A 22,971-nucleotide genomic window follows, 5' to 3' on the forward strand; every position below is an offset into this window, starting at 1 on the left:
GCAGATATCTGCGCCTTTTTTATGGACGTGACATGATGAAAACACTGCAAATTGCTGTCGGGATCATTCGCAACCCGCAAAACCAGATCTTCATTACCCAACGTGCCGCCGATGCGCATATGGCCAACAAATGGGAATTCCCCGGCGGAAAAATCGAATCAGGTGAAACGCCGGAGCAGGCGCTGGTGCGTGAGCTTCAGGAAGAGGTGGGGATCACCCCGCATGGCGCAACGCTGTTCGATAAGCTGGAGTACCAGTTTCCGGACAGGCACATCACGCTGTGGTTCTGGCTGGTGGAAAACTGGGAAGGTGAGCCATGGGGAAAAGAGGGGCAGCCGGGTAACTGGATTGAGCTTCAGGCCAGTGATGCGGAAAAATTCCCGCCTGCCAATGAGCCTGTGATCCTCCGGCTGGTCGCACAACCGTAGGCCTGCTAAGCGAAGCGCCAGCAGGCTTTAAATGTTACTGCTGGTTTTCGCTCCAGTCATCGCTATCCGAGAGATCGCCTTCGCTCGGAATGCGTTTCTCTTCCGCCGCCCATTCGCCCAGGTCTATAAGTTGACAGCGTTTGCAGCAGAATGGGCGAAATGGACTCACTTCTCCCCAGACGACAGTTTTCCCACAGGTTGGGCAGTTTACGGTGGTTACGTCAGACATCGGCACTCCTTAACAACAGGCCAGTTCAAAATCGAGGCGTTCCGGCACGGTGCCATGCTCACTGTCCAGCGGCATAAAGCGGATCGCGAAACGGCTTTTATGTCCGGAAATTTGCGGGTAAAGCTGCTCGCCAAGAGAGAGATTCAAACGCAGAAGATCGGCGTCGTCGCCGTTATCCTGATAAAAACCGTTGAGACTGGTCTGCTTGCGGAACGGGGCAGAGTTACGCACAAGATCGAGGATCAGGGATAACGTTTGATTCATCGGCTCCAGACTGCCCATCCAGCTGTTCACCTGGCGATCGCGCTGTTCCTGCGGCATGTGCAGCCACATATGCAGCGTTGGAAGGTCAAAGCTACAGCAACCGCCCGGTATGCTCAGACGCTGACGCACCAGCGCAATCAGACGGTCCTCGCGTAAAAATTGTCCAACGCGCGGCGCGGCCATCAGCGTCGCGCTGCTGTTTTTTAGCTGCTGGCGTAAAGCGTCAATTCGACTTTTATCTACGCCCGGTACTTCGGCCCAGGCCTGTAATTTACGCTGCTGGCGCTCCAGCTCTTTCAACAGCTCAGTGCGGACATCGCCGCGTTCAATCACATCCAGCAGATCGCCCACGTTGCGGAAAAAATGCAGCGCGGTGGCGTGATCGTTGACGGGCAGATGTTGTGAAAGTTGTTGAATAAGAAATTCTATGCGTAGCCAGGTACGCATTTTTTCGTTAAGCGGATGCTCAAAAAGGATATGAGTCGACATTATGGTTTTTCCTGTGCAACGGCCTGCGCGGCGAAGGTCAGATACTGCGCGTGCAGACGAGCAACATCCGATGCAATGGCATCTGGTGCGCCGTTATTATCAATAACATCATCCGCAACGGCGAGGCGCGCTTCGCGCGTGGCCTGTGCGGCAAGAATTTGTTCAGCATGCTCGCGTGAAACATGGTCACGCGCCATGGTTCTCTGGATTTGCGTTTCGCGGGAAACGTCAATCACCAGCGTTCTGTCTGCTTTATTTTGAAGCTGATTTTCCACCAGTAACGGGATCACCCACAACACATAGGGCGAACTGGCTGCGGCAATCTGACGCTGAGTTTCCTGGTGGATAATGGGGTGGAGCAGGGCATTAAGCCAGGCTTTTTCCGCCGGATCGGAAAATATGCACTCACGCAACTGCCGACGATTCAGGGTGCCGTCAGCCTGTATCACACGGCGACCAAAATGCGCTTCGATGGCGTTTAAGGCGGGTGTATTGGGTTCTACCACCTGACGGGCAATGATATCGGCGTCGATAATCGTGATGCCGAGACGAGCAAACGCGTGCGCAACGGTGCTTTTACCACTACCGATGCCGCCGGTTAATGCGACGATATACCCCATTAAATCAGATCCTGGGAATTATTCAGTTTTAAAATCAGTTGCTTAAAATTCAAACTTACAACAGCCAATGTTTAGCTCTCTTTACCCGCTTTTTACCAGGTAAATTTATAGGATTGTAGCGTAAAAAAAGAGAATTTCGCAGTCTTGCGGAGCAGGTATTAGTGCGTATGATAGCGTCACTGGAGTTGTGCTTTTAATATATTTGCCTCTAACCCCAGGAATCCGCACATGCGTATCGAAGAAGATCTGAAGTTAGGTTTCAAAGACGTTCTTATCCGCCCTAAACGCTCTACACTGAAAAGTCGCTCAGACGTTGAACTCGAACGTCAATTCACCTTTAAGCATTCCGGTCAGACGTGGTCTGGCGTGCCGATTATCGCGGCCAATATGGACACCGTCGGGACCTTCGAGATGGCGACCGCGCTGGCGCAATTCGACATCCTTACTGCGGTACATAAACACTACAGCCCTGAGGAGTGGAATGCGTTTGTCGCCTCCGCCTCGGCTGACGTGGTGAAGCATGTGATGGTCTCGACCGGTACGTCTGATGCAGATTTTGAGAAAACCAAACAGATCCTGAACGCCAATCCGGCGCTGAATTTTGTCTGCATTGACGTGGCAAATGGTTATTCCGAGCATTTCGTCCAGTTCGTCAGCAAGGCGCGTGAAGCCTGGCCAACCAAAACCATCATCGCGGGCAACGTGGTGACCGGTGAAATGTGTGAAGAGCTGATCCTCTCCGGGGCCGACATTGTGAAAGTGGGCATTGGCCCGGGCTCCGTTTGCACCACGCGCGTGAAAACCGGTGTGGGTTATCCGCAGCTGTCTGCGGTAATTGAATGCGCTGACGCCGCGCACGGTCTGGGCGGCCAGATCATCAGCGACGGTGGCTGCACCATGCCAGGCGATGTGGCGAAAGCCTTCGGCGGCGGCGCGGACTTCGTGATGCTCGGCGGCATGCTGGCCGGCCACGAAGAGAGCGGCGGTACCGTGGTGGAAGAGAACGGTGAGAAATTCATGCTGTTCTACGGAATGAGCTCTGAATCTGCGATGACCCGTCACGTGGGTGGTGTCGCGAAATACCGTGCGGCGGAAGGTAAAACCGTGAAGCTGCCACTGCGCGGCCCGGTCGAAAACACGGCGCGCGATATCCTCGGCGGTCTGCGTTCTGCCTGCACCTACGTGGGGGCTTCCCGCCTGAAAGAGCTGACGAAACGCACGACGTTTATCCGCGTTCAGGAGCAGGAAAACCGCGTATTTAATAGCCTCTGACGGCTACGGCTGGCGCGCGTCCGTGCGCCAGCATTACCCCGCGCTCATTGCATCCCCCAGATGGAAAATTGGCAGATACATCGCCACCACCAGCGTGCCAATAATCAGACCTGTCACGACCAGTAGCAAAGGCTCAAGAAGCGCCGCCAGATTGTCTGCCTGCTGAAATGTCTGTTCCGTATGATGGCGGGCCAGATTCATCAGCATCACATCCAGTGAACCCGACACTTCTCCGGTGCGAATGAGCTGAATACACAGTGGCGTAAAAACAGAGGCCTTCTGGAAGGAGGACCACACGGGCATCCCCTGTTCGATATCGCTGCGTATCTCACGGAGTTTCTCCTGCCAGTAGCCACTCTCAACGGTCTCCTCCACACTCTCCACTCCTTGTAAAAAAGCAATTCCAGCCTGCTGGGTTAATGACAGCACGGTAAAAATTTGCCCCAGTTTTTGCCCACGCATCAGCGTGCCCATCACCGGTACATGTAACAGGACGTACTGCCAGCGCGGATGCCGCCGCAGCTTACAGGCGATGACAACCATTGCCACGAGCAGGGCCAAAAGGGTGAGCATATGCGCCTGAACCAGGGCCGCCAGCCCCATGACTGCCTGCGTGAGCAAAGGGAGCGGGGTGTTGAACGTTTTGTAGATTGCAGCAAACTCAGGAAACACCAGCGTGACCATCGCCAGCACCACGAAAACGGCCAGCGTCAGGATGATCAGCGGATAGCGCAGCGCTTTCTTCACCTTTGCACTGAGCTGCTGCTGGGATTTTTGCTGCAGCGCAAGCTGACGGCAGCAGGCTTCGAGCTTACCCGTCAGCTCACCCGTCTTCACCATCGAGACATAAAGGGGGCTAAACACCTCTGGCCATTTCTTCATGGCCTCTGACAGGGCGCAACCTTCGCTCAGGTCATCAGCAAGACTGTGCAGCAGCGCCTGCCAGTGCTTCAAAGGATGCTGTTCCGCCAGCATGTGCAGGCTTTGGGACAGCGTGAGTCCGGCCTGTAGCAGCGTGGCGAGCTGGCGAAAAATATCGTAGCAGTGTTGCACCTGCCATCGGTGTCGCTGCTGGCAGCGTTTTAGCGCCAGCGGGTGCAGCTGTTTAAGCACCAGAGCCGTGTAAGCTGCGTTACGGTCGATGGCCCAGAGGGTGCCGGTTTGCACCTCCCCCTCGGTGGTCAGGGCACGCCAGCGCCAGAGCGAATTAGCAGCCATCGGGCATTCCCAGGACGCGCAACAACTCTTCGAGCGTGGTCAGCCCTTGCTCCACGGCCATGCAGCCGTGCTCAAACAAAGAGGTCATTCCCGCCTGACGAGCGCTTGACCCAATCACCTCCGTGCTTGCTCCGCTGGCGATGGCCTGCCGCAGCGTGTCGTCGATGACGAGCACTTCAAAAATGGCTACGCGACCATAAAAACCGTGGTAGCAGCGCTCGCAACCGGTGGGTTGCCAGCGAGGAAGCGGCCGGGGCCACAGCGTGCGAGGTAATTCGGTGTGGCGGCTGGCTTCCTGTCGGCAGTACGGGCATAAACGACGCACCAGCCGCTGGGCAATCACCATCGAGAGCGCTGAAGAGATCATCCAGCGCGCGACGCCCATCTGTTGCAGCCGTACCAGCGTTTCAGTCGTCGAATTAGTATGGAGGGTGGACAGCACCAGATGCCCGGTTTGCGCCGCCTTAATGGCAATTTCTGCCGTTTCGCCGTCACGAATTTCACCCACCATAATGATGTCAGGATCCTGCCTGAGCAGGGCACGCAGCACGCTCTGGAAGGTCAGCCCCGCGCGCGGATTAATCTGCGTCTGGTTTAAGCCTGCAAGCGGGATTTCAACGGGATCTTCCACGCTGCAAATATTAACGTCAGGGGTATTTCGCGCCTGTAACGCGCTGTACAGCGTCACCGTTTTCCCGCTACCGGTCGGGCCGGTGACCAGAATCAACCCCTGAGGGCTGTTAAGCGCCCCGGCAAAACGGGCCTGCTGGTCTGCACTCATCCCCAGCAGTTCAAGCTCCAGTGCCTGCTGCACCTGGTGAAGCAGACGAAGCACGATTTTTTCTCCACCGCTACAGGGAAGGGTTGCGATACGAAAAGAGACGGGGACGCTTGCCAGCTCCACCGTAAACTGACCGTCCTGCGGCAGGCGGCGCTCCGCAATATCCAGTTGGCCCAGCACCTTCAGGCGTGCGGCAAGCGTCGTACCGAGGGCGGCGGAAACCGGCGGTTGCGGGTAGAGAACACCGTCGATTCGCAAACGGATCTGGTAGCCGTGCTCCGTCGGTTCAATATGGATGTCAGAAGCCCGCTGGTTCACTGCCTGCTGCAACGTTGTACTGAGCACGTCAGCGGCTGAGTTTGGCGCTATTCCCGGCAGGTGTGATGATGAGAGGGACTGAAGCCGTTTTTCCATCCGTTCGGCCGTCCAGCACTCAATATCAATACGTTTCTGCGTGGCGAAGCGTAACGCTTCCATCAGCTCAGAGGCAGGATTACCCACCACCGCAATGCTGATCATCTCGGTGTCGCTTGCGAGTAGCAGTGCGTGATAGCGCTGACAGAGCGTCATAAGCTGTTCGGTATTCATTGTCGACTCCTGTCAGTTGTTGTCGAAGCGGAAAACATCTTCACAGGCTTGTCTGAGCGCCGTGTCGGACGCAATGTTGCAGGCACGCGTCCAGCCCGTCATACCGTTACCGTCGCTCCAGATCGGTGTCATGAGCACTTCAAGTCCGTTAAGGCTTTCCTGCCCTGTTAACGATACGACCCCCTTCGCCACGCTCATCGCTGAAACGTAACGCGTGGTAGTCGGGGAGGGGATGCCATTGGTTCCTGCGTCGCAGCGATCCACACCACCACGATCCAGGGCGCAAAGCTCAATAGCGGTGCGGTAGGGAATGAACGTTTGCAGCATATCGGTGAGCGCTGCTTTTCGCAGGTAGTTCTGATAAGCCGGGATGCCAATCGCGCTCAGGATGGCAATAATGCCAATGACCACCATTAACTCAATCAGGGTAAATCCTTGTTGTCTGTTCATATCTGCTCCTTACGTTAAGTGGCGCTACTGTGGCAGTACCGGCGCGCAGAAACGAGGGGCAAAAGCGCGAACGTGAAAGGGCTTTCAGGGAAATGATTCAGTGTTGCAGAGAAGGACAGCGTAATTGCGAGCGGTTTCGTATTTCCCCTCTCCGGGCGGAGAGGGGAAGATCAGTTATTTGAAGCGCATCGAGAGGTCCAGGGCACGTACGTGCTTGGTCAGGGCGCCAACGGAGATATAATCGACGCCGGTTTCAGCAAATTCGCGGAGGGTGTCGAACGTCACGTTGCCGGACACCTCAAGTTGCGCCTGGCCATTTGTGCGTTTGACCGCTTCACGCATCTGCTCCGTGTCGAAGTTATCGAGCATGATGATGTCAGCCCCCGCTTTAATGGCCTCGTCCAGCTCATCCAGCGTTTCCACTTCCACTTCGACCGGCACATCCGGATGCAGCCAGAAGGCTTTTTCCACGGCCTGACGTACCGAGCCAGAGGCAATAATGTGGTTCTCTTTGATCAGGAAGGCATCGGATAGCCCCAGACGATGGTTGGCGCCGCCACCGCAGAGCACGGCGTATTTCAGCGCGGTGCGCAGGCCCGGCAGGGTTTTACGGGTATCCAGTAGCTGCGTGCGGGTGCCTGCCAGCAGGTCAACGTAGCGGCGTACTTCACTGGCAACGCCAGAGAGCGTTTGCACAAAATTGAGCGCGGTGCGTTCACCGGTCAGCAAGACGCGGGACGGGCCGTCCAGCTCGAACAGTGGCTGATTTGCCGTGACCGCATCACCGTCCTCAACGTGCCATGTTACCTGCACCTCGTCGCCCGCCAGCTGGGTAAAGACCTCCTCAACCCAGCGTTTGCCGCAGAAAACCCCCGCTTCGCGGGTGATGACTACCGCGTGCGACCGTGTCTCTTTTGGCAACAATTGGGCGGTAATATCGTTATCGGCGCTGACGTCACCGCCGAGGTCTTCTCTCAGGGCATGGGCAACGCTTGCCGGGATATCACTATTAATACGTTCCAGAAGCGCGTCACGTCGGTGGTCGGGGTTATAGCGGCGAGGCGGCATGATAAAACTCCAAATTGGTAACGAATCATAATATTGAAACATGCTACTCTGAACCGAGTAACAGCACCATAGATAAGGAGTTCCAGCATGTTGTTAGAAAACGGATGGCTGGTGGACGCGCGACATGTACCGTCGCCGCACCACGATTGCCGCCCGGAGGATGAAAAGCCCACACTGCTGGTGGTTCACAACATAAGTCTCCCGCCAGGTGAGTTTGGCGGTCCGTGGATCGACGCGTTATTCACGGGAACGATAGATCCCGATGCTCATCCTTACTTTGCTGAGATTGCGCATTTGCGCGTATCGGCGCACTGCCTGATCCGCCGTGATGGCGAAGTGGTTCAGTATGTTCCTTTTGATAAGCGAGCCTGGCATGCCGGCGTGTCGATGTATCAGGGGCGCGAGCGGTGCAATGATTTCTCCATTGGAATTGAACTGGAAGGAACGGACACCACGCCTTACACCGATGCGCAATATCAGAAACTGGTTGCTGTGACGCAAACTTTAGTGGGGCTTTATCCCGCCATTGCAGACAATATTACGGGGCACAGCGACATCGCCCCCGAAAGAAAAACCGACCCCGGCCCGGCGTTTGACTGGTACCGGTTTCACGCCATGCTTACCACGTCGTCAGATAAGGAGATAACATGACGTTGTTTACCATGCTGCTGGTTATGATCGCCGAACGCCTGTTTAAGCTCGGCGAGCACTGGCATCTGGATCATCGGCTGGAAGTGTTATTCCGCCGGATCAGGCATTTTTCCATGCTACGCACGCTGCTTATGACGGCAGGTGTGATGGTGATTACGTTCCTGTTGCTACGCTCACTTTACGGCCTCTTTTTCAACGTGCCGCTGCTGGTGGTATGGATACTGCTGGGCGTGTTGTGTATTGGCGCGGGCAAGGTGCGTTTGCACTATCACGCGTATCTGAAAGCTGCTTCCCGGGATGATGTCCACGCGCGCGGCGCGATGGCGAGCGAGCTGACGATGATCCACGGCGTACCGCCGGACTGCGATGAACGCGAATTTCTGCGCGAGCTACAAAACGCGCTGCTGTGGATTAACTTCCGTTACTACCTGGCGCCGCTGTTCTGGTTTGTGGTGGGTGGTCCATGGGGACCAGTACTGCTGATGGGCTATGCTTTTCTGCGCGCCTGGCAGACCTGGCTTGCCCGCTACCTTACGCCGCATGAACGTCTCCAGTCCGGCATTGATGCCATTCTGCACGTGCTCGACTGGCTTCCGGTGCGACTGGTCGGCGTGGTCTATGCCCTCATCGGTCACGGTGAAAAGGCGTTGCCAGCGTGGTTTGCCTCCCTTGCAGACCGCCATACCGCGCAGTATCAGGTCTTAACCCGACTGGCTCAATTCTCGCTGGCTCGCGAGCCGCACACGAACAAAGTCGAAACGCCTAAATCTGCCGTCTCGATGGCGAAAAAAACGTCGTTTGTGGTGGTGGTGATTGTGGCGTTGCTGACGATTTACGGCACGCTGGTCTGACCCAGCGCGCCGAAGCCGTTACAGCGTATCCGCAGGCGGGATGCCGAAATCAGGCATCCCGTTGTCGTCCCAGCGGACGAGCTTCAGGCGAGTGTGGCGATTCGGATCGTAAAGCGGATCGCCTTCAATTTCAGTGTAGTTTCGCGCGTGGTAGACCAGCACATCGTCGCCTTCCGGCGTCTGCGTAAAGCTGTTATGGCCTGGTCCATACTGACGGTTTTCGTAGCTGGTGACGAACACCGGGTGCGGGGATTTATGCCAGTTAGCCGGGTTTTGCGGATCGGCATCTACGTCTATCCACAGTAATCCCATGCAGTAATTCTCGTCGGTGGCGCTGGCGGAATAGCTGATAAATAGCTTATCGCCATGGAACAGCACCGCCGGGCCTTCGTTGACCCAGAATCCGCGGCACTCCCAGTCATATTCCGGTTTACTGAGCATCACCGGCTCGCCTTTCAGCGTCCACGGATTTTCCATTTCACACAGGTAAAGATTGGAGTTACCGGAAATGTCCGGGGCTTTTTGCGCCCACAGATACCAGCGTTTGCCCTGATGCACAAAGGTAGTGGCATCCAGCGCGAAGGTGTCAAACGGGGTTTTGATTTGCCCTTTTTCCACCCATGTACCGGTGAGCGGATCGCGATCTGCGCATTCAATGGCGAACATGCGATGCTGGAACATCCCGAGTTCGTCGAGCGCCTGGGTATGTGTGGCGGCAAAGTAGATGTACCACTTGCCGTCGATATGATGCAGTTCCGGTGCCCAGAGCAGCTGGCTCATCGGGCCGGTGTCGGGCTTGCGCCAGACAACTACCTCTTCGGCATTGCCTAAATCTTCCAGCGAGTCCGCGCGGCGGATCGCCAGCCGGTCATACTCCGGCACGGAGGCGATAAAGTAATATTGTCCTTCGTGGCGCAGGATATACGGGTCGGCGCGTTGTTCAATAAACGGGTTTGGCCAGGTTTGCATTCGGCTTTCCTTATTTAGTCTCAGCGGCTTTAAATTCCTGATAGTCGCTCAGTTCACGATAGTTGGTGCGACGCTTCTCCAGATCGGACTGGATTTGCTTCATGGTCTCACGGTCCACTTTCAGCAGACGTACAACGCCCGCGGTAATTAAATATCCAATGCCAGGAATGACGGTAAAGAGCAGCACAATGCCGTTGATGGCATCCGCGCTCTGCGCTTTTGCGCCCGCGTCATAACCGTACCAGGAGAGCAGGAAGCCAACCATCGCCCCGGCAATCGCCAGACCCAGCTTCAGGAAGAAGATGTTGCCGGAGAAGCTGATCCCGGTGATACGTTTCCCGGTTTTCCATTCACCGTAGTCGTCCACGTCGGCCATCAGTGACCAGTGCAGAGGGGATGGGATCTGGTGCAGGATATTCAGCAGGACGTAAAGCACAACAATGGTTGTCGTCGCTTTCGGGTCGAAGAAGTAGAAGGCGCAGGAGAAAATCGCCAGCGCGATGTTGGTCCAGAAGAAGACCTTCAGCTTGCACCAGCGGTCGGTCAGCACTTTCGCCAGCATACTGCCGAACATCATGCCGACAACGCCCAGGCTGATAAACAGCGTGGCGAAATGGGTGCTTTGCCCCATTACCCAGGTGACGTAATACATGGTGGCCGCCATGCGGATAAAGCCCGGGCAGACGTTGCAGAGCGTCAGAAGCAGAATGCGCACCCACTGGTCATTCTTCCACACATCCTTCAGGTCGTTTTTCAGTTCGTCGTGGGTTTGTACAGCCGGGCGAACGCGCTCGCGCACCGTGGCGAAGCAGAACAGGAACATGCAGGTACCAATCAGCGCCAGCACGGTCATCGCCATCTGGTAGCCTTTGGCTTTGTTATCCCCACCGAACCAGTCAGCCATTGGCAGGAGCGTAAGCGACAGCAGCAGCGTGGCGATACCGACCATAACAAAACGATAGGACTGGCAGGCTACGCGCTCTTTTGGGTCGTTGGTGATCACGCCACCGAGCGAGCAGTACGGAATGTTGATGGCGGTATAGGTCAGCGACAGCAGGAAGTAGGTGACAAATGCATAGATAACTTTGCTGTTATAGCTCCACTCTGGGGTGGTGAACATCAGGATGCTGAACAGCGCATAGGGGAAGGCAATCCACAGTAGCCATGGACGAAATCGGCCATATTTGCTGCGGGTACGGTCGGCAATCGCGCCCATGATTGGGTCCGTTACGGCGTCAATCACGCGAACGGACAGCAGCAGTACCCCAACCAGCGCAGGCGCCAGACCAAAAATATCCGTATAAAAATAGTTAACAAATAACATGATGGCGCCAAAGATAATGTTGCATCCGGCGTCACCCATGCCATAGCCGATCTTTTCTTTTACTGACAGTTTGTTGTTATCCATCGACAGATCTCCGGGTTTCGGTATGGAGAGAATTATTCGCTGGCAAACGGATATATGCGTTGCAATATAAGGGCGGTGATATGGAGGATTTTGCTGTTGGCGTGAATTTGTGAGGAAGGTAACAAGACGCTGTACCCGCAACCGCGGGTACAGCGAGAAAACACTCAGTGCGCTTTCACCGTTTTGGCATTTTTCTGTTTCACCATATAGCCCACGCCGAGGATCGCAATCCACACCGGGATGAGGTAGACGGAAATCGCCATGCCTGGCGTGATGAGCATGATGACCAGCACGGCCGCCATGAACAGCAGGCAAACCCAGTTCCCCAGCGGATAGAGCAGGGCAGGGAAGCGCGTGGTTACGCCCTGCTGCTGCTTGGCGCGGCGGAACTTGATGTGCGCGAGGCTAATCATCGCCCAGTTGATCACCAGCGCGGAAACCACCAACGCCATCAGCAGGCCGAAGGCCGATTCCGGTGCCAGGTAGTTAATCAGAACGCAAAGCGCCGTCACGACCGCCGACACGATAATGGTGTTAACCGGTACGCCACGTTTATCAACGGTAAGCAGCGCTTTCGGTGCGTTGCCCTGTTGCGCCAGGCCGAACAGCATACGGCTGTTGCAGTAAACGCAGCTGTTATAAACAGAGAGCGCGGCGGTCAGCACTACGACGTTGAGCGCGTTCGCCACGAAGGTGTCGCCCAGCTCGTGGAAGATCAGCACAAACGGGCTGGTATCCGCCGTGACGCGTGTCCATGGCAGCAGGGAGAGCAGGACCGCCAGGGAGCCCACGTAGAAGATCAGAATACGGTAGATAACCTGATTTGTGGCTTTCGGGATGCTCTGCTCCGGGTTGTCGGCTTCCGCGGCGGTGATGCCCACCAGCTCCAGACCGCCGAAGGAGAACATAATGATCGCCATCATCATTACCAGGCCGGTCATGCCGTGCGGCAGGAACCCGCCCTGTTCCCAGAGGTTGCGCACGGTTGCCTGCGGGCCACCGTTGCCGCTGAAGAGCAGCCAGCCGCCAAAAATGATCATCGCTACAACGGCAATTACTTTGATAATGGCGAACCAGAATTCCATTTCCCCAAACACTTTCACGTTGGTCAGGTTGATGGCGTTGATCAGCACGAAGAAGACTGCCGCAGACGCCCAGGTGGGGATCTCCGGGTACCAGAATTGAATGTATTTACCGACGGCGGTGAGTTCCGCCATAGCAACCAGCACGTAAAGAACCCAGTAGTTCCATCCAGAGGCGAAGCCCGCAAAGCTGCCCCAGTATTTATAGGCAAAGTGGCTAAAAGAGCCTGCAACCGGCTCCTCAACGACCATTTCCCCTAACTGGCGCATAATCAAAAACGCAATGAAACCTGCAATCGCGTAACCCAGAATGATGCCCGGACCGGCCGACTGGATAACGGACGCACTGCCCAGAAACAGGCCAGTACCAATAGCACCGCCCAGGGCGATGAGCTGAATATGGCGGTTTTTAAGGCCGCGCTTTAGCTGATCGCCATGCTGTTGAGCTTCCATTTGAAACCTCGTGTGTGGTTGTTATGTTCACGCTGTGCGTGTGTAATTATGAAAGTCCATATTCTGTATTTATTTCTTTACGGTTAACGATACCGAAAAAAGCGGAGATGGCTTCCGTTAGCGCCAGAATAGTGGTAAGTGCCAGCGAATGCACCTGCTTTATGAAGGGATGATGACGACTTGAATAAAAAGAAACCAATTGTAAATCGGTACGTTAACCCCTCATACCCCAACCTATAGAATAGAAATGCGTCATAAGTGGACGAATTTTCATATTTTGCCTTGTTGAATCGCTTCAGATTGCAAAATCCCTCGTTTAAATATGGTTAAAACTGCCCCTTTGGGAGTAACCATTTCATTTGTGCAAAGTTACATTCCTGAAACGTTAGTTCTGTAAGGTTGTTAAAATGTGCCGGGTTTCCTGATTTCAATCAAAACCAATATGGACAGAAGGTGAATACTTTGTTACTTTAGCGATACGAACATGAAATTGGTAAGACCAATTGACTCCGGGCAAAAAGGCGTAAGACAGGGAATATGGCCTACAGCAAAATTCGCCAACCAAAACTTTCCGATGTGATTGAGCAGCAGCTGGAGTTTTTGATTCTCGAAGGGACACTGCGCCCGGGCGAGAAACTCCCGCCAGAACGCGAGCTGGCAAAACAGTTCGACGTTTCACGCCCCTCTCTGCGTGAGGCGATTCAACGTCTCGAAGCAAAGGGCCTGTTGCTCCGTCGTCAGGGTGGCGGAACCTTTGTGCAAAACAGCCTGTGGCAGAGCTTCAGCGACCCGCTGGTAGAACTTCTCTCTGACCACCCAGAATCCCAGTTTGATCTGCTTGAGACCCGTCACGCGCTGGAAGGTATCGCGGCCTATTACGCCGCCCTTCGCAGCACTGATGAAGACCGCGTACGTATTCGCGAGCTGCATCAGGCCATTGAACGGGCACAGCAGTCCGGCGACTTAGACGCCGAATCCAGCGCCGTTGTCCAGTATCAAATTGCCGTCACCGAAGCAGCGCACAACGTGGTGCTCCTCCATCTGCTACGCTGCATGGAGCCCATGCTGGCCCAGAACGTTCGTCAGAATTTTGAATTGTTGTATGCCCGTCGGGAGATGCTCCCGCTGGTAAGCAACCATCGCACCCGAGTATTCGAGGCGATAATGGCCGGGGAACCGGAGCAGGCGCGTGAAGCGTCGCACCGCCATCTGGCTTTCATTGAGGAAATCTTGCTGGACCGCAGCCGTGAACAATCGCGTCGCGAGCGTTCATTGCGCCGCATACAGCAACGAAAGGATTAAGCGCCAGGTACTTTTAGAGCGCGGCAACTAAACGCAGAACCTGTCTTATTGTGTTCTTAACCGAGAGCACAATGGGACAGGTTCCAGACAAATCAACGTATTAGATAGATAAGGAATACCCCCATGTCAGAACGTCTCCAAAATGACGTGGATCCGATCGAAACTCGCGACTGGCTACAGGCGATCGAATCGGTCATCCGTGAAGAAGGTGTTGAGCGTGCTCAGTATCTGATTGATCAGCTGCTTTCAGAAGCGCGCAAAGGCGGCGTGAAAGTGGCTTCAGGTGCAGGGGCTAGCAACTACGTAAACACGATTGCCGTCGAAGACGAACCGGAATACCCGGGCAATCTGGATCTGGAACGCCGTATCCGTTCTGCTATCCGCTGGAACGCTATCATGACCGTTCTGCGCGCATCCAAGAAAGATCTGGAACTGGGTGGCCACATGGCGTCCTTCCAGTCCTCTGCGACCGTTTACGAAGTGTGCTTCAACCACTTCTTCCGTGCAGCCAACGAGAAAGACGGCGGCGATCTGGTGTACTTCCAGGGCCACATCTCTCCGGGCATCTATGCACGTGCCTTCCTGGAAGGTCGTCTGACTGAAGAGCAGATGAACAACTTCCGTCAGGAAGTTCACGGTAAGGGTCTGTCTTCTTATCCGCACCCTAAACTGATGCCTGAGTTCTGGCAGTTCCCGACCGTATCTATGGGTCTGGGTCCAATTGGAGCAATCTATCAGGCTAAATTCCTGAAGTACCTGGAACACCGTGGTCTGAAAGACACCTCTGAGCAGACCGTTTACGCCTTCCTGGGCGACGGTGAAATGGATGAGCCAGAATCTAAAGGCGCGATCACCATCGCGACCCGTGAGAAGCTGGACAACCTGTGCTTCATCATCAACTGTAACCTGCAACGTCTGGATGGTCCGGTAACCGGTAACGGCAAGATCATTAACGAACTGGAAGGCATCTTCGCGGGTGCAGGCTGGAACGTGATCAAAGTCATGTGGGGCGGTCGTTGGGATGAGCTGCTGCGTAAAGACACCAGCGGTAAACTGATCCAGCTGATGAACGAAACCGTTGACGGCGACTACCAGACCTTCAAATCCAAAGACGGTGCCTACGTTCGTGAGCACTTCTTCGGCAAATATCCTGAAACCGCAGCCCTGGTTGCAGACTGGACTGACGAGCAGATCTGGGCGCTGAACCGCGGTGGTCACGATCCGAAGAAAGTTTACGCTGCACTGAAAAAAGCGCAGGAAACCAAAGGTAAAGCGACTGTGATCCTGGCCCACACCATCAAAGGTTACGGCATGGGTGATACCGCAGAAGGTAAAAACATCGCTCACCAGGTTAAGAAAATGAACATGGACGGCGTGCGTTATATCCGCGACCGTTTCAACGTTCCAGTGACCGATGAGCAGGTAGAAAACCTGTCTTACATCACCTTCCCGGAAGGGTCTGAAGAGCACAAGTACCTGCACGAACGTCGTCAGGCGCTGAAAGGCTACCTGCCTGCTCGTCAGCCTAACTTCACCGAGAAGCTGGAACTGCCAGCCCTGGAAGACTTCTCTCAGCTGCTGGAAGAGCAGAACAAAGAGATCTCTACCACTATCGCTTTCGTTCGTGCCCTGAACGTGATGCTGAAGAACAAGTCAATCAAAGATCGTCTGGTTCCAATCATCGCCGACGAAGCGCGTACGTTCGGTATGGAAGGTCTGTTCCGTCAGATCGGTATCTACAGCCCGAACGGCCAGCAGTACACCCCGCAGGACCGTGAGCAGGTTGCATACTACAAAGAAGACGAGAAAGGTCAGATCCTGCAGGAAGGTATCAACGAGCTGGGCGCAGGCGCATCCTGGCTGGCTGCTGCGACCTCTTACAGCACCAACAACCTGCCGATGATCCCGTTCTACATCTACTACTCCATGTTCGGGTTCCAGCGTATCGGTGATCTGTGCTGGCAGGCAGGCGACCAGCAGGCTCGCGGCTTCCTGATCGGTGGTACTTCTGGTCGTACGACCCTGAACGGTGAAGGTCTGCAGCACGAAGATGGTCACAGCCACATTCAGTCTCTGACTATCCCTAACTGTATCTCTTACGACCCGTCTTACGCGTACGAAGTGGCAGTCATCATGCATGACGGTCTGCAGCGCATGTACGGTGAAGCGCAAGAGAACGTTTACTACTACATCACCACCCTGAACGAAAACTACCACATGCCGGCAATGCCAGCAGGTGCCGAGGAAGGTATCCGTAAAGGTATCTACAAACTCGAAACCATCGAAGGTAGCAAAGGTAAAGTTCAGCTGCTGGGCTCCGGTTCTATCCTGCGTCACGTTCGTGAAGCAGCGCAGATCCTGGCGAAAGACTACGGTGTGGGTTCCGATGTGTACTCTGTGACCTCCTTCACTGAACTGGCGCGTGATGGCCAGGATTGTGAGCGCTGGAACATGCTGCACCCAATGGAAACCCCACGCGTTCCGTACATCGCTCAGGTGATGAACGACGCGCCAGCGGTGGCGTCTACTGACTATATGAAACTGTTCGCTGAGCAGGTTCGTACTTACGTTCCAGCTGATGATTATCGCGTACTGGGTACTGACGGCTTCGGTCGTTCTGACAGCCGCGAAAACCTGCGTCACCACTTCGAAGTTGATGCTTCCTACGTGGTAGTAGCAGCACTGGGCGAACTGGCTAAACGTGGCGAAATCGATAAGAAAGTGGTTGCGGACGCAATCACCAAATTCAACATCGATGCAGATAAAGTTAACCCGCGTCTGGCGTAAGAGGTAAAAGAATAATGGCTATCGAAATCAATGTACCGGACATCGGGGCTGATGAAGTTGAAATCACCGAGATCCTGGTCAAAGTAGGCGACAAAGTTGAAGCTGAACAGTCGCTGATCACCGTAGAAGGCGACAAAGCCTCTATGGAAGTCCCGTCTCCTCAGGCTGGCATCGTTAAAGAGATCAAAGTCTCTGTTGGCGATAAAACCGAGACTGGCAAACTGATCATGATTTTCGATTCCGCCGACGGTGCAGCAGCTGCTGCACCTGCGCAGGAAGAGAAGAAAGAAGCCGCTCCTGCTGCTGCTCCAGCAGCGGCAGCGAAAGAAGTAAATGTGCCTGACATCGGCGGTGACGAAGTTGAAGTTACCGAAATCCTGGTGAAAGTGGGCGACACCGTTGCGGCTGAGCAGTCACTGATCACCGTAGAAGGCGACAAAGCCTCTATGGAAGTGCCAGCACCGTTCGCCGGTACCGTTAAAGAAATCAAGATCAACACCGGCGACAAAGTGTCTACCGGCTCGCTGATCATGGTCTTCGAAGTGGCGGGTGCTGCACCTGCCGCTGCGCCTGCTCAGGCTGCTGCTCCGGCTCCGGCCGCTGCACCAGCGGCTGCTGGCGGCGCGAAAGACGTTAACGTACCGGACATCGGCGGTGACGAAGTTGAAGTGACCGAAGTGATGGTGAAAGTGGGCGACAAAGTTGCCGCTGAACAGTCACTGATCACCGTTGAAGGCGACAAAGCTTCCATGGAAGTGCCTGCGCCGTTCGCCGGTACCGTTAAAGAGATCAAAATCAACACCGGCGACAAAGTGTCTACCGGCTCTCTGATCATGGTCTTCGAAGTGGAAGGCGCAGCGCCTGCCGCCGCTCCGGCTGCCGCGGCTGCTCCGGCACCTGCTGCTGCACCGGCTCAGGCTGCTAAACCTGCTGCTGCCCCTGCTGCTAAAGCAGAAAAATCTGAGTTCGCTGAAAACGACGCTTACGTCCACGCGACTCCGCTGATTCGTCGCCTGGCGCGCGAATTCGGTGTGAACCTGGCGAAAGTGAAGGGCACCGGCCGTAAAGGTCGTATCCTGCGCGAAGACGTTCAGGCTTACGTGAAAGACGCGGTGAAACGCGCCGAAGCTGCACCTGCGGCAGCCGCTGGCGGCGGTATCCCGGGCATGCTGCCATGGCCGAAAGTGGACTTCAGTAAGTTCGGTGAAATCGAAGAAGTGGAGCTGGGCCGTATCCAGAAAATCTCTGGTGCTAACCTGAGCCGTAACTGGGTGATGATCCCGCACGTTACGCACTTCGATAAGACCGATATCACCGATCTGGAAGCGTTCCGTAAACAGCAGAACGCCGAAGCTGAGAAGCGTAAGCTGGACGTGAAGTTCACCCCAGTGGTCTTTATCATGAAGGCCGTTGCCGCTGCTCTTGAGCAGATGCCACGCTTCAACAGCTCCCTGTCCGAAGACGGCCAGAAGCTGACGCTGAAGAAATACATCAACATCGGTGTTGCGGTTGATACGCCAAATGGTCTGGTGGTTCCGGTCTTCAAAGACGTGAACAAGAAGAGCATTACCGAGCTGTCCCGTGAACTGACCACCATCTCCAAAAAAGCGCGTGATGGTAAGCTGACTGCCGGCGAAATGCAGGGCGGCTGCTTCACTATCTCCAGCATCGGCGGCCTGGGTACCACCCACTTCGCGCCGATTGTAAACGCGCCGGAAGTGGCTATCCTCGGTGTGTCCAAGTCCGCGATGGAGCCGGTGTGGAATGGCAAAGAGTTCGTGCCGCGTCTGATGATGCCAATCTCTCTGTCCTTCGACCACCGCGTAATCGACGGGGCTGATGGTGCGCGTTTCATCACCATCATCAACAACACCCTGAGCGACATTCGCCGCCTGGTGATGTAATCGAAAAGCCGGCCAGTCGGCCGGCTTTTTTCTGATAATCTCATGGGGTTTTTGAGGTTATTGGTGAAAGCGATAATTCGTGAGCCGTTTGTTGTTTCAAAATTGTTAACAATTTTGTAAAATACGGGCGGATAGAACGACCCGGTGGACGACGGGTATACATTAAGAGGTCATGATGAGCACAGAAATCAAAACTCAGGTCGTAGTACTTGGGGCAGGCCCGGCAGGTTACTCCGCAGCATTTCGCGCCGCGGATTTAGGTCTGGAAACCGTCATCGTAGAACGTTACAGCACCCTCGGCGGTGTTTGTCTGAACGTCGGCTGTATCCCTTCTAAAGCGCTGCTGCACGTAGCGAAAGTTATCGAAGAAGCCAAAGCGCTGGCTGAACACGGTATCGTCTTCGGCGAGCCGAAAACCGATATCGACAAAATTCGTACCTGGAAAGAGAAAGTTATCACTCAGCTGACCGGCGGTCTGGCGGGTATGGCCAAAGGCCGTAAAGTGAAAGTGGTAAACGGTCTGGGTAAATTCACCGGTGCGAACACCCTGGAAGTGGAAGGCGAAAACGGCAAAACCGTGATCAACTTCGACAACGCGATCATCGCGGCAGGCTCTCGCCCAATCGAACTGCCATTCATTCCACATGAAGATCCACGCGTGTGGGATTCCACCGATGCGCTGGAGCTGAAAACCGTTCCTAAGCGTCTGCTGGTTATGGGCGGCGGTATCATCGGTCTGGAAATGGGTACTGTGTACCATGCGCTGGGTTCAGAGATCGACGTGGTTGAAATGTTCGACCAGGTAATCCCGGCAGCCGACAAAGATATCGTTAAAGTCTTCACCAAACGCATCAGCAAGAAATTCAACCTGATGCTGGAAACCAAAGTGACTGCCGTTGAAGCGAAAGAAGACGGTATTTACGTTTCCATGGAAGGCAAAAAAGCCCCATCCGAACCACAGCGTTACGACGCCGTGCTGGTGGCTATTGGCCGTGTGCCGAACGGTAAAAACCTCGACGCGGGCAAAGCTGGCGTGGAAGTGGACGACCGTGGCTTCATCCGCGTTGACAAACAGCTGCGTACCAACGTGCCGCACATCTTTGCTATCGGCGATATCGTCGGTCAGCCAATGCTGGCGCACAAAGGTGTTCACGAAGGTCATGTTGCCGCTGAAGTTATCGCCGGCATGAAGCATTACTTCGATCCGAAAGTGATCCCATCTATCGCGTATACCGAGCCAGAAGTTGCATGGGTTGGTCTGACTGAGAAAGAAGCGAAAGAGAAAGGCATCAGCTACGAAACTGCCACCTTCCCGTGGGCTGCTTCTGGCCGTGCTATCGCGTCCGACTGCGCAGACGGTATGACCAAACTGATCTTCGACAAAGAAACTCACCGCGTCATCGGTGGTGCGATTGTCGGTACCAACGGCGGCGAGCTGCTGGGTGAAATCGGTCTGGCTATCGAAATGGGCTGCGACGCAGAAGACATCGCGCTGACCATCCACGCACACCCGACTCTGCATGAGTCCGTGGGCCTGGCGGCAGAAGTGTTTGAAGGTAGCATTACTGACCTGCCAAACGCGAAAGCGAAGAAGAAATAAGTTTCTTCAGATGAAAAAAGCGGCCTCAGGCCGCTTTTTTTATGCGCTGCGTTCAGGGTGTGACAGGCTGCCAGGTCTTATCCGGCTGGTATTCACTAAGAGCCTGCGCTTTCTGCGCCGAATCGTTGCCGAGATCTGCCTGATAAACCGCGTCATCCTGGTTAATTACAAAGCTCATTACCCCCGTCTGACCGTAGTTCACCGGCCAGGCGACCATGGCAAAGCCATTTTTATCCGGCAGGATGCGGAATCGGTAACCATGGTAACCCGCCCCCGACTGTGGAGGACTGAACGCCGGACCCAGTGGGCTGGGCGTTTCACCGGGAGCGACGGGCCAGTACAGTCCATCCTTTTTACCTTCAGAACTGACTATCTTCTGCGCGTACTTTTGGTTCATCGCAAAATAGCTCTGCTGGGCATCAACATAGGCGTGAAGCGCTTCGATGGCTGCGAGTTCGTTGCGCCCGATTTCGCGGGTCAGGATCTCTTCTGCGGCTTCCTGCATATCAAACTGCCAGCCAGATGCCGTTTTGACCACCGGGATCGGTAGCTGCCAGCCGTTATCGCCCACCACCAGGTGCGCCACGTTGCCACTGATGACGGTTTTATGATGAACGTTCCAGTCGCGCAGGAAGCGATCGACCGCTTCGGGATCAACGCCTTCGGGCGGCAGGAAATTGCGCCAGTTTTCACCGAGCAAATTGTTCATCGCACTTTCGTTTTGCTCGCTGATGGCGCTTGCCAACGCACTGGTCGCCTGTTCTGGCGAACTGAACGATTGCTGTGCCATGACGGCCGCCGAGACCATGAACAACACCATTCCACTGAGTAATTGACGTTTCATGTCGGCTCCCTTAACGATGACGGAATTCATGGCGTTCAGCGCGTTCGCCAGTGAGCTGGCGCGGCTGATGTTGACGAGTAGCGAGCTGCCGGCTTTGCGCCCCGCGCTGCTGCTGCGCCTGCCAGTTCGCGGAGCGGCTGTCGTTGCCGCTCAGGGCATTGGCCCGATGCAGCCTGGCTGGCTGCTGTACCGTCTGTGAAACCCGCTTCTCCTGTCTGTGCATGTCAGTCTGATGATGTTCACGCTGCGGCGTGCTCGTCCGTTTTACGGCCTGTGGCCTGGTGTCATATCCACGATAGTTATTTCGCTGCGAGATCTGCTTCAACTGTTGCGTTGAGGCCAGACGTTGAGCATCCCGCGTGGCTGTATGTACTGAGTGTGGGAGGGTTTTACCCGTTGATTGTTCCATCTGGCTGAGAGCGGCCTGGCGCTGGCTGTCGCGATTGACTGGTTTTTGCTGCGTCGCGCTTAGCCCGGTGGCTGTATGTGTAGAGTGGAAGCGGTTAGCCAGCTGGTTATTCGGGTAAGGCACGCCTTCACGATAGGCAGGATTGTGCTGCCAGGTGTGGTTATTACCGTTCAGGTGCTGCCCGCTGATTCTGTTGAAATTATCCACGTTGATATTGATGTTGTTATCACCGTTGCGGTTATAACCGCCGTGATTGTCCCAGTCATCATCGTGATGATGGTGATCCCAGTCGTCGTCATCCCAGTCAATATTGCTGAAAATGGCGTAGGTTGTAGCGACCCCGAGGCTAAAACCTAATCCTTTAACCAGACTGTCAGTGAATTGCTCGCCGGGTGAAGGCGGAAGATAGACCGGCGGGTAAGCGGTGTTAGGCCAGGTACCATAAACCGTATTCGGGTTATACGTGGGAACATACACTACCTGCGGATCGGCGGATTCAATCTTGATCACCGTTGGGCTGGTAGGCGTTGCGGTTGTCGTGGTTTTTGTCGATGCAGGTTTCGTGACGGTGGTGACCGTCTGCTGCGGTGTGGATTGCAGCGCACCCGTTTGTTGGGCCAGCAGGCGCAGCCGCTGTACGGAATCCATCACATCTTTCGGCTGTGCAAGGAAGGCGTCTCCCAGATTTTGTACCCATGGCGGATTTTCGCCCATCAACGACATCAGCTGAGGAAACGCAACCAGGGATTTTACGCTGGGATCCCACGGCTGGGTGGCTACCGCCTGCAGGGCGGCATCACCCTGCATTTTAGGATTGTCTTTCGACCACTGCGCGGCCTGAATAACATTTGACGGGTAGGTCGACGCCATCAAGATTTGCGACAGCAGGGCATCCGGGTAAAGCGCGACAGGGGCAACCCATTGGTCGATTTGCGCCGCAGTGTAGACCGGGGCAGCGACGGGCGCAGGCTGGGCTACCGGTGCGCCAGGTTGTTGTGTAACCGGAGCAGGCGTAGCAGGTTCCGTTGCGCGGCTTTTAACGTACATGACACCCGAGGCGGCAAACAGCCCCGCACTGCAAAGCAGAACAAGAAGATGTGGTTTAAAAGGCAACTTCATAGATTGACTCCAACGAGACGAGTGCAGTGCCGTGAGGCGTTGCTGTTGCCGCGAGTATCATTCACTCGTGTTTTACAGTTTTGACTATTGTTGGGAAACCAACCGGAGCGTCCGGATAAAGAGTGTGAGTATTTATTACACAATCATATCGGATAGCTGAAAAGGCGACGGGAAAGAGGACAAGA

The 22,971-nt window shown here is 55.1% G+C and carries 20 protein-coding genes; 8 read left to right on the forward strand and 12 right to left on the reverse strand.

Translation table 11 applies throughout. The features are described 5' to 3' along the window. The first annotated feature begins 35 nt into the window (after positions 1-35). Positions 36-428, forward strand: a complete 393-nt coding sequence (gene mutT, locus ACNQ0T_RS12010) for an 8-oxo-dGTP diphosphatase MutT (protein WP_032625594.1) — start codon at positions 36-38, stop codon at positions 426-428. Positions 429-462: 34 nt separating this feature from the next. Here the strand turns inward: mutT and yacG are convergent, their stop codons facing one another. The 3 genes from yacG to coaE are packed head-to-tail and all read right to left on the reverse strand — an operon-like array spanning position 463 to position 2,030. Further along, positions 463-657 carry a DNA gyrase inhibitor YacG gene (yacG, locus tag ACNQ0T_RS12015; protein WP_003856332.1) on the reverse strand — a complete coding sequence of 65 codons (195 nt, stop codon included), beginning with the start codon at positions 655-657 and terminating at the stop codon, positions 463-465. Between the two features lie 9 nt (positions 658-666). Then, positions 667-1,410, reverse strand: a complete 744-nt coding sequence (zapD, locus tag ACNQ0T_RS12020) for a cell division protein ZapD (RefSeq protein ID WP_022647052.1) — start codon at positions 1,408-1,410, stop codon at positions 667-669. Then, positions 1,410-2,030, reverse strand: coding sequence for a dephospho-CoA kinase (gene coaE / locus ACNQ0T_RS12025; protein ID WP_022647053.1), 621 nt, complete (start codon positions 2,028-2,030; stop codon positions 1,410-1,412). Before coaE ends, zapD begins: the two co-directional genes overlap by 1 nt. A 228-nt stretch (positions 2,031-2,258) precedes the next feature. Here coaE and ACNQ0T_RS12030 point away from each other — a divergent pair, with 228 nt between their 5' ends. After that, positions 2,259-3,302 (forward strand): GMP reductase, encoded by a 1,044-nt coding sequence (locus ACNQ0T_RS12030; protein WP_022647054.1) that lies wholly within the window; start codon positions 2,259-2,261, stop codon positions 3,300-3,302. A gap of 33 nt (positions 3,303-3,335) precedes the next feature. Here ACNQ0T_RS12030 and hofC read toward each other — a convergent pair whose 3' ends face one another. From hofC to nadC, 4 genes are all read right to left on the reverse strand, one after another. Further along, complete coding sequence (gene hofC / locus ACNQ0T_RS12035; protein ID WP_284098133.1) at positions 3,336-4,520, reverse strand: protein transport protein HofC; 1,185 nt, start codon at positions 4,518-4,520, stop codon at positions 3,336-3,338. Beyond that, positions 4,510-5,889, reverse strand: coding sequence for a type II secretion system protein GspE (gene gspE, locus ACNQ0T_RS12040; RefSeq protein ID WP_046619924.1), 1,380 nt, complete (start codon positions 5,887-5,889; stop codon positions 4,510-4,512). The genes hofC and gspE overlap by 11 nt, the downstream gene beginning before the upstream one ends. Before the next feature lie 12 nt (positions 5,890-5,901). Then, positions 5,902-6,339, reverse strand: a complete 438-nt coding sequence (ppdD, locus tag ACNQ0T_RS12045) for a prepilin peptidase-dependent pilin (protein WP_023299332.1) — start codon at positions 6,337-6,339, stop codon at positions 5,902-5,904. Positions 6,340-6,513: 174 nt separating this feature from the next. Further along, positions 6,514-7,407, reverse strand: a complete 894-nt coding sequence (gene nadC / locus ACNQ0T_RS12050) for a carboxylating nicotinate-nucleotide diphosphorylase (protein ID WP_022647058.1) — start codon at positions 7,405-7,407, stop codon at positions 6,514-6,516. An 87-nt stretch (positions 7,408-7,494) separates the two neighbouring features. Between nadC and ampD the strand changes: the two genes are divergently transcribed. Beyond that, positions 7,495-8,058, forward strand: a complete 564-nt coding sequence (gene ampD / locus ACNQ0T_RS12055) for a 1,6-anhydro-N-acetylmuramyl-L-alanine amidase AmpD (protein ID WP_046619925.1) — start codon at positions 7,495-7,497, stop codon at positions 8,056-8,058. After that, positions 8,055-8,909, forward strand: a complete 855-nt coding sequence (gene ampE, locus ACNQ0T_RS12060) for a beta-lactamase regulator AmpE (RefSeq protein WP_417930085.1) — start codon at positions 8,055-8,057, stop codon at positions 8,907-8,909. Before ampD ends, ampE begins: the two co-directional genes overlap by 4 nt. An 18-nt stretch (positions 8,910-8,927) precedes the next feature. Here the strand turns inward: ampE and ACNQ0T_RS12065 are convergent, their stop codons facing one another. The 3 genes from ACNQ0T_RS12065 to aroP all read right to left on the reverse strand — a co-directional run bounded on the left by ACNQ0T_RS12065 (position 8,928) and on the right by aroP (position 12,821). After that, positions 8,928-9,878, reverse strand: coding sequence for a family 43 glycosylhydrolase (locus ACNQ0T_RS12065; protein WP_417930086.1), 951 nt, complete (start codon positions 9,876-9,878; stop codon positions 8,928-8,930). A 10-nt stretch (positions 9,879-9,888) separates the two neighbouring features. Beyond that, the gene (locus tag ACNQ0T_RS12070) at positions 9,889-11,286 is read right to left on the reverse strand and encodes a glycoside-pentoside-hexuronide (GPH):cation symporter (RefSeq protein WP_022647062.1); all 1,398 of its coding nucleotides are present in this window, start codon (positions 11,284-11,286) and stop codon (positions 9,889-9,891) included. A 164-nt stretch (positions 11,287-11,450) separates the two neighbouring features. Continuing rightward, on the reverse strand, positions 11,451-12,821 hold the full coding sequence (gene aroP / locus ACNQ0T_RS12075) for an aromatic amino acid transporter AroP (protein WP_023299335.1): 1,371 nt from the start codon (positions 12,819-12,821) through the stop codon (positions 11,451-11,453). Positions 12,822-13,358: 537 nt separating this feature from the next. Between aroP and pdhR the strand changes: the two genes are divergently transcribed. The 4 genes from pdhR to lpdA all read left to right on the forward strand — a co-directional run bounded on the left by pdhR (position 13,359) and on the right by lpdA (position 20,414). Next, positions 13,359-14,123 (forward strand): pyruvate dehydrogenase complex transcriptional repressor PdhR, encoded by a 765-nt coding sequence (gene pdhR, locus ACNQ0T_RS12080; protein ID WP_006173806.1) that lies wholly within the window; start codon positions 13,359-13,361, stop codon positions 14,121-14,123. 123 nt (positions 14,124-14,246) lie between these two features. Continuing rightward, a complete protein-coding gene (gene aceE, locus ACNQ0T_RS12085; RefSeq protein WP_022647064.1) occupies positions 14,247-16,910 on the forward strand; it encodes a pyruvate dehydrogenase (acetyl-transferring), homodimeric type in 2,664 nt (887 codons plus the stop codon). A 14-nt stretch (positions 16,911-16,924) separates the two neighbouring features. After that, complete coding sequence (aceF, locus tag ACNQ0T_RS12090) at positions 16,925-18,814, forward strand: pyruvate dehydrogenase complex dihydrolipoyllysine-residue acetyltransferase (protein ID WP_417930088.1); 1,890 nt, start codon at positions 16,925-16,927, stop codon at positions 18,812-18,814. Between the two features lie 175 nt (positions 18,815-18,989). Further along, positions 18,990-20,414, forward strand: a complete 1,425-nt coding sequence (gene lpdA, locus ACNQ0T_RS12095; RefSeq protein ID WP_003856313.1) for a dihydrolipoyl dehydrogenase — start codon at positions 18,990-18,992, stop codon at positions 20,412-20,414. A gap of 52 nt (positions 20,415-20,466) precedes the next feature. On the opposite strand, the gene ACNQ0T_RS12100 is transcribed toward lpdA, so the two are convergent. Beyond that, positions 20,467-21,258 (reverse strand): DUF2950 family protein, encoded by a 792-nt coding sequence (locus ACNQ0T_RS12100; protein WP_417930090.1) that lies wholly within the window; start codon positions 21,256-21,258, stop codon positions 20,467-20,469. A 10-nt stretch (positions 21,259-21,268) separates the two neighbouring features. Then, the gene (locus tag ACNQ0T_RS12105) at positions 21,269-22,786 is read right to left on the reverse strand and encodes a DUF3300 domain-containing protein (RefSeq protein WP_155025544.1); all 1,518 of its coding nucleotides are present in this window, start codon (positions 22,784-22,786) and stop codon (positions 21,269-21,271) included. Positions 22,787-22,971 lie beyond the last annotated feature (185 nt).

The organism is Enterobacter cloacae complex sp.6700776 (assembly GCF_048284255.1).
GTDB classification, from domain to species: Bacteria; Pseudomonadota; Gammaproteobacteria; order Enterobacterales; family Enterobacteriaceae; genus Enterobacter; species Enterobacter intestinihominis.

What these genes read in the sequence shown, in the direction of transcription:
- mutT (WP_032625594.1), top strand. Translation starts at nt 36, where the DNA reads ATGAAAACACTGCAAATTGCTGTCGGGATCATTCGCAACCCGCAAAAC.
- yacG (WP_003856332.1), bottom strand. Translation starts at nt 657, where the DNA reads ATGTCTGACGTAACCACCGTAAACTGCCCAACCTGTGGGAAAACTGTC.
- zapD (WP_022647052.1), bottom strand. Translation starts at nt 1,410, where the DNA reads ATGTCGACTCATATCCTTTTTGAGCATCCGCTTAACGAAAAAATGCGT.
- coaE (WP_022647053.1), bottom strand. Translation starts at nt 2,030, where the DNA reads ATGGGGTATATCGTCGCATTAACCGGCGGCATCGGTAGTGGTAAAAGC.
- ACNQ0T_RS12030 (WP_022647054.1), top strand. Translation starts at nt 2,259, where the DNA reads ATGCGTATCGAAGAAGATCTGAAGTTAGGTTTCAAAGACGTTCTTATC.
- hofC (WP_284098133.1), bottom strand. Translation starts at nt 4,520, where the DNA reads ATGGCTGCTAATTCGCTCTGGCGCTGGCGTGCCCTGACCACCGAGGGG.
- gspE (WP_046619924.1), bottom strand. Translation starts at nt 5,889, where the DNA reads ATGAATACCGAACAGCTTATGACGCTCTGTCAGCGCTATCACGCACTG.
- ppdD (WP_023299332.1), bottom strand. Translation starts at nt 6,339, where the DNA reads ATGAACAGACAACAAGGATTTACCCTGATTGAGTTAATGGTGGTCATT.
- nadC (WP_022647058.1), bottom strand. Translation starts at nt 7,407, where the DNA reads ATGCCGCCTCGCCGCTATAACCCCGACCACCGACGTGACGCGCTTCTG.
- ampD (WP_046619925.1), top strand. Translation starts at nt 7,495, where the DNA reads ATGTTGTTAGAAAACGGATGGCTGGTGGACGCGCGACATGTACCGTCG.
- ampE (WP_417930085.1), top strand. Translation starts at nt 8,055, where the DNA reads ATGACGTTGTTTACCATGCTGCTGGTTATGATCGCCGAACGCCTGTTT.
- ACNQ0T_RS12065 (WP_417930086.1), bottom strand. Translation starts at nt 9,878, where the DNA reads ATGCAAACCTGGCCAAACCCGTTTATTGAACAACGCGCCGACCCGTAT.
- ACNQ0T_RS12070 (WP_022647062.1), bottom strand. Translation starts at nt 11,286, where the DNA reads ATGGATAACAACAAACTGTCAGTAAAAGAAAAGATCGGCTATGGCATG.
- aroP (WP_023299335.1), bottom strand. Translation starts at nt 12,821, where the DNA reads ATGGAAGCTCAACAGCATGGCGATCAGCTAAAGCGCGGCCTTAAAAAC.
- pdhR (WP_006173806.1), top strand. Translation starts at nt 13,359, where the DNA reads ATGGCCTACAGCAAAATTCGCCAACCAAAACTTTCCGATGTGATTGAG.
- aceE (WP_022647064.1), top strand. Translation starts at nt 14,247, where the DNA reads ATGTCAGAACGTCTCCAAAATGACGTGGATCCGATCGAAACTCGCGAC.
- aceF (WP_417930088.1), top strand. Translation starts at nt 16,925, where the DNA reads ATGGCTATCGAAATCAATGTACCGGACATCGGGGCTGATGAAGTTGAA.
- lpdA (WP_003856313.1), top strand. Translation starts at nt 18,990, where the DNA reads ATGAGCACAGAAATCAAAACTCAGGTCGTAGTACTTGGGGCAGGCCCG.
- ACNQ0T_RS12100 (WP_417930090.1), bottom strand. Translation starts at nt 21,258, where the DNA reads ATGAAACGTCAATTACTCAGTGGAATGGTGTTGTTCATGGTCTCGGCG.
- ACNQ0T_RS12105 (WP_155025544.1), bottom strand. Translation starts at nt 22,786, where the DNA reads ATGAAGTTGCCTTTTAAACCACATCTTCTTGTTCTGCTTTGCAGTGCG.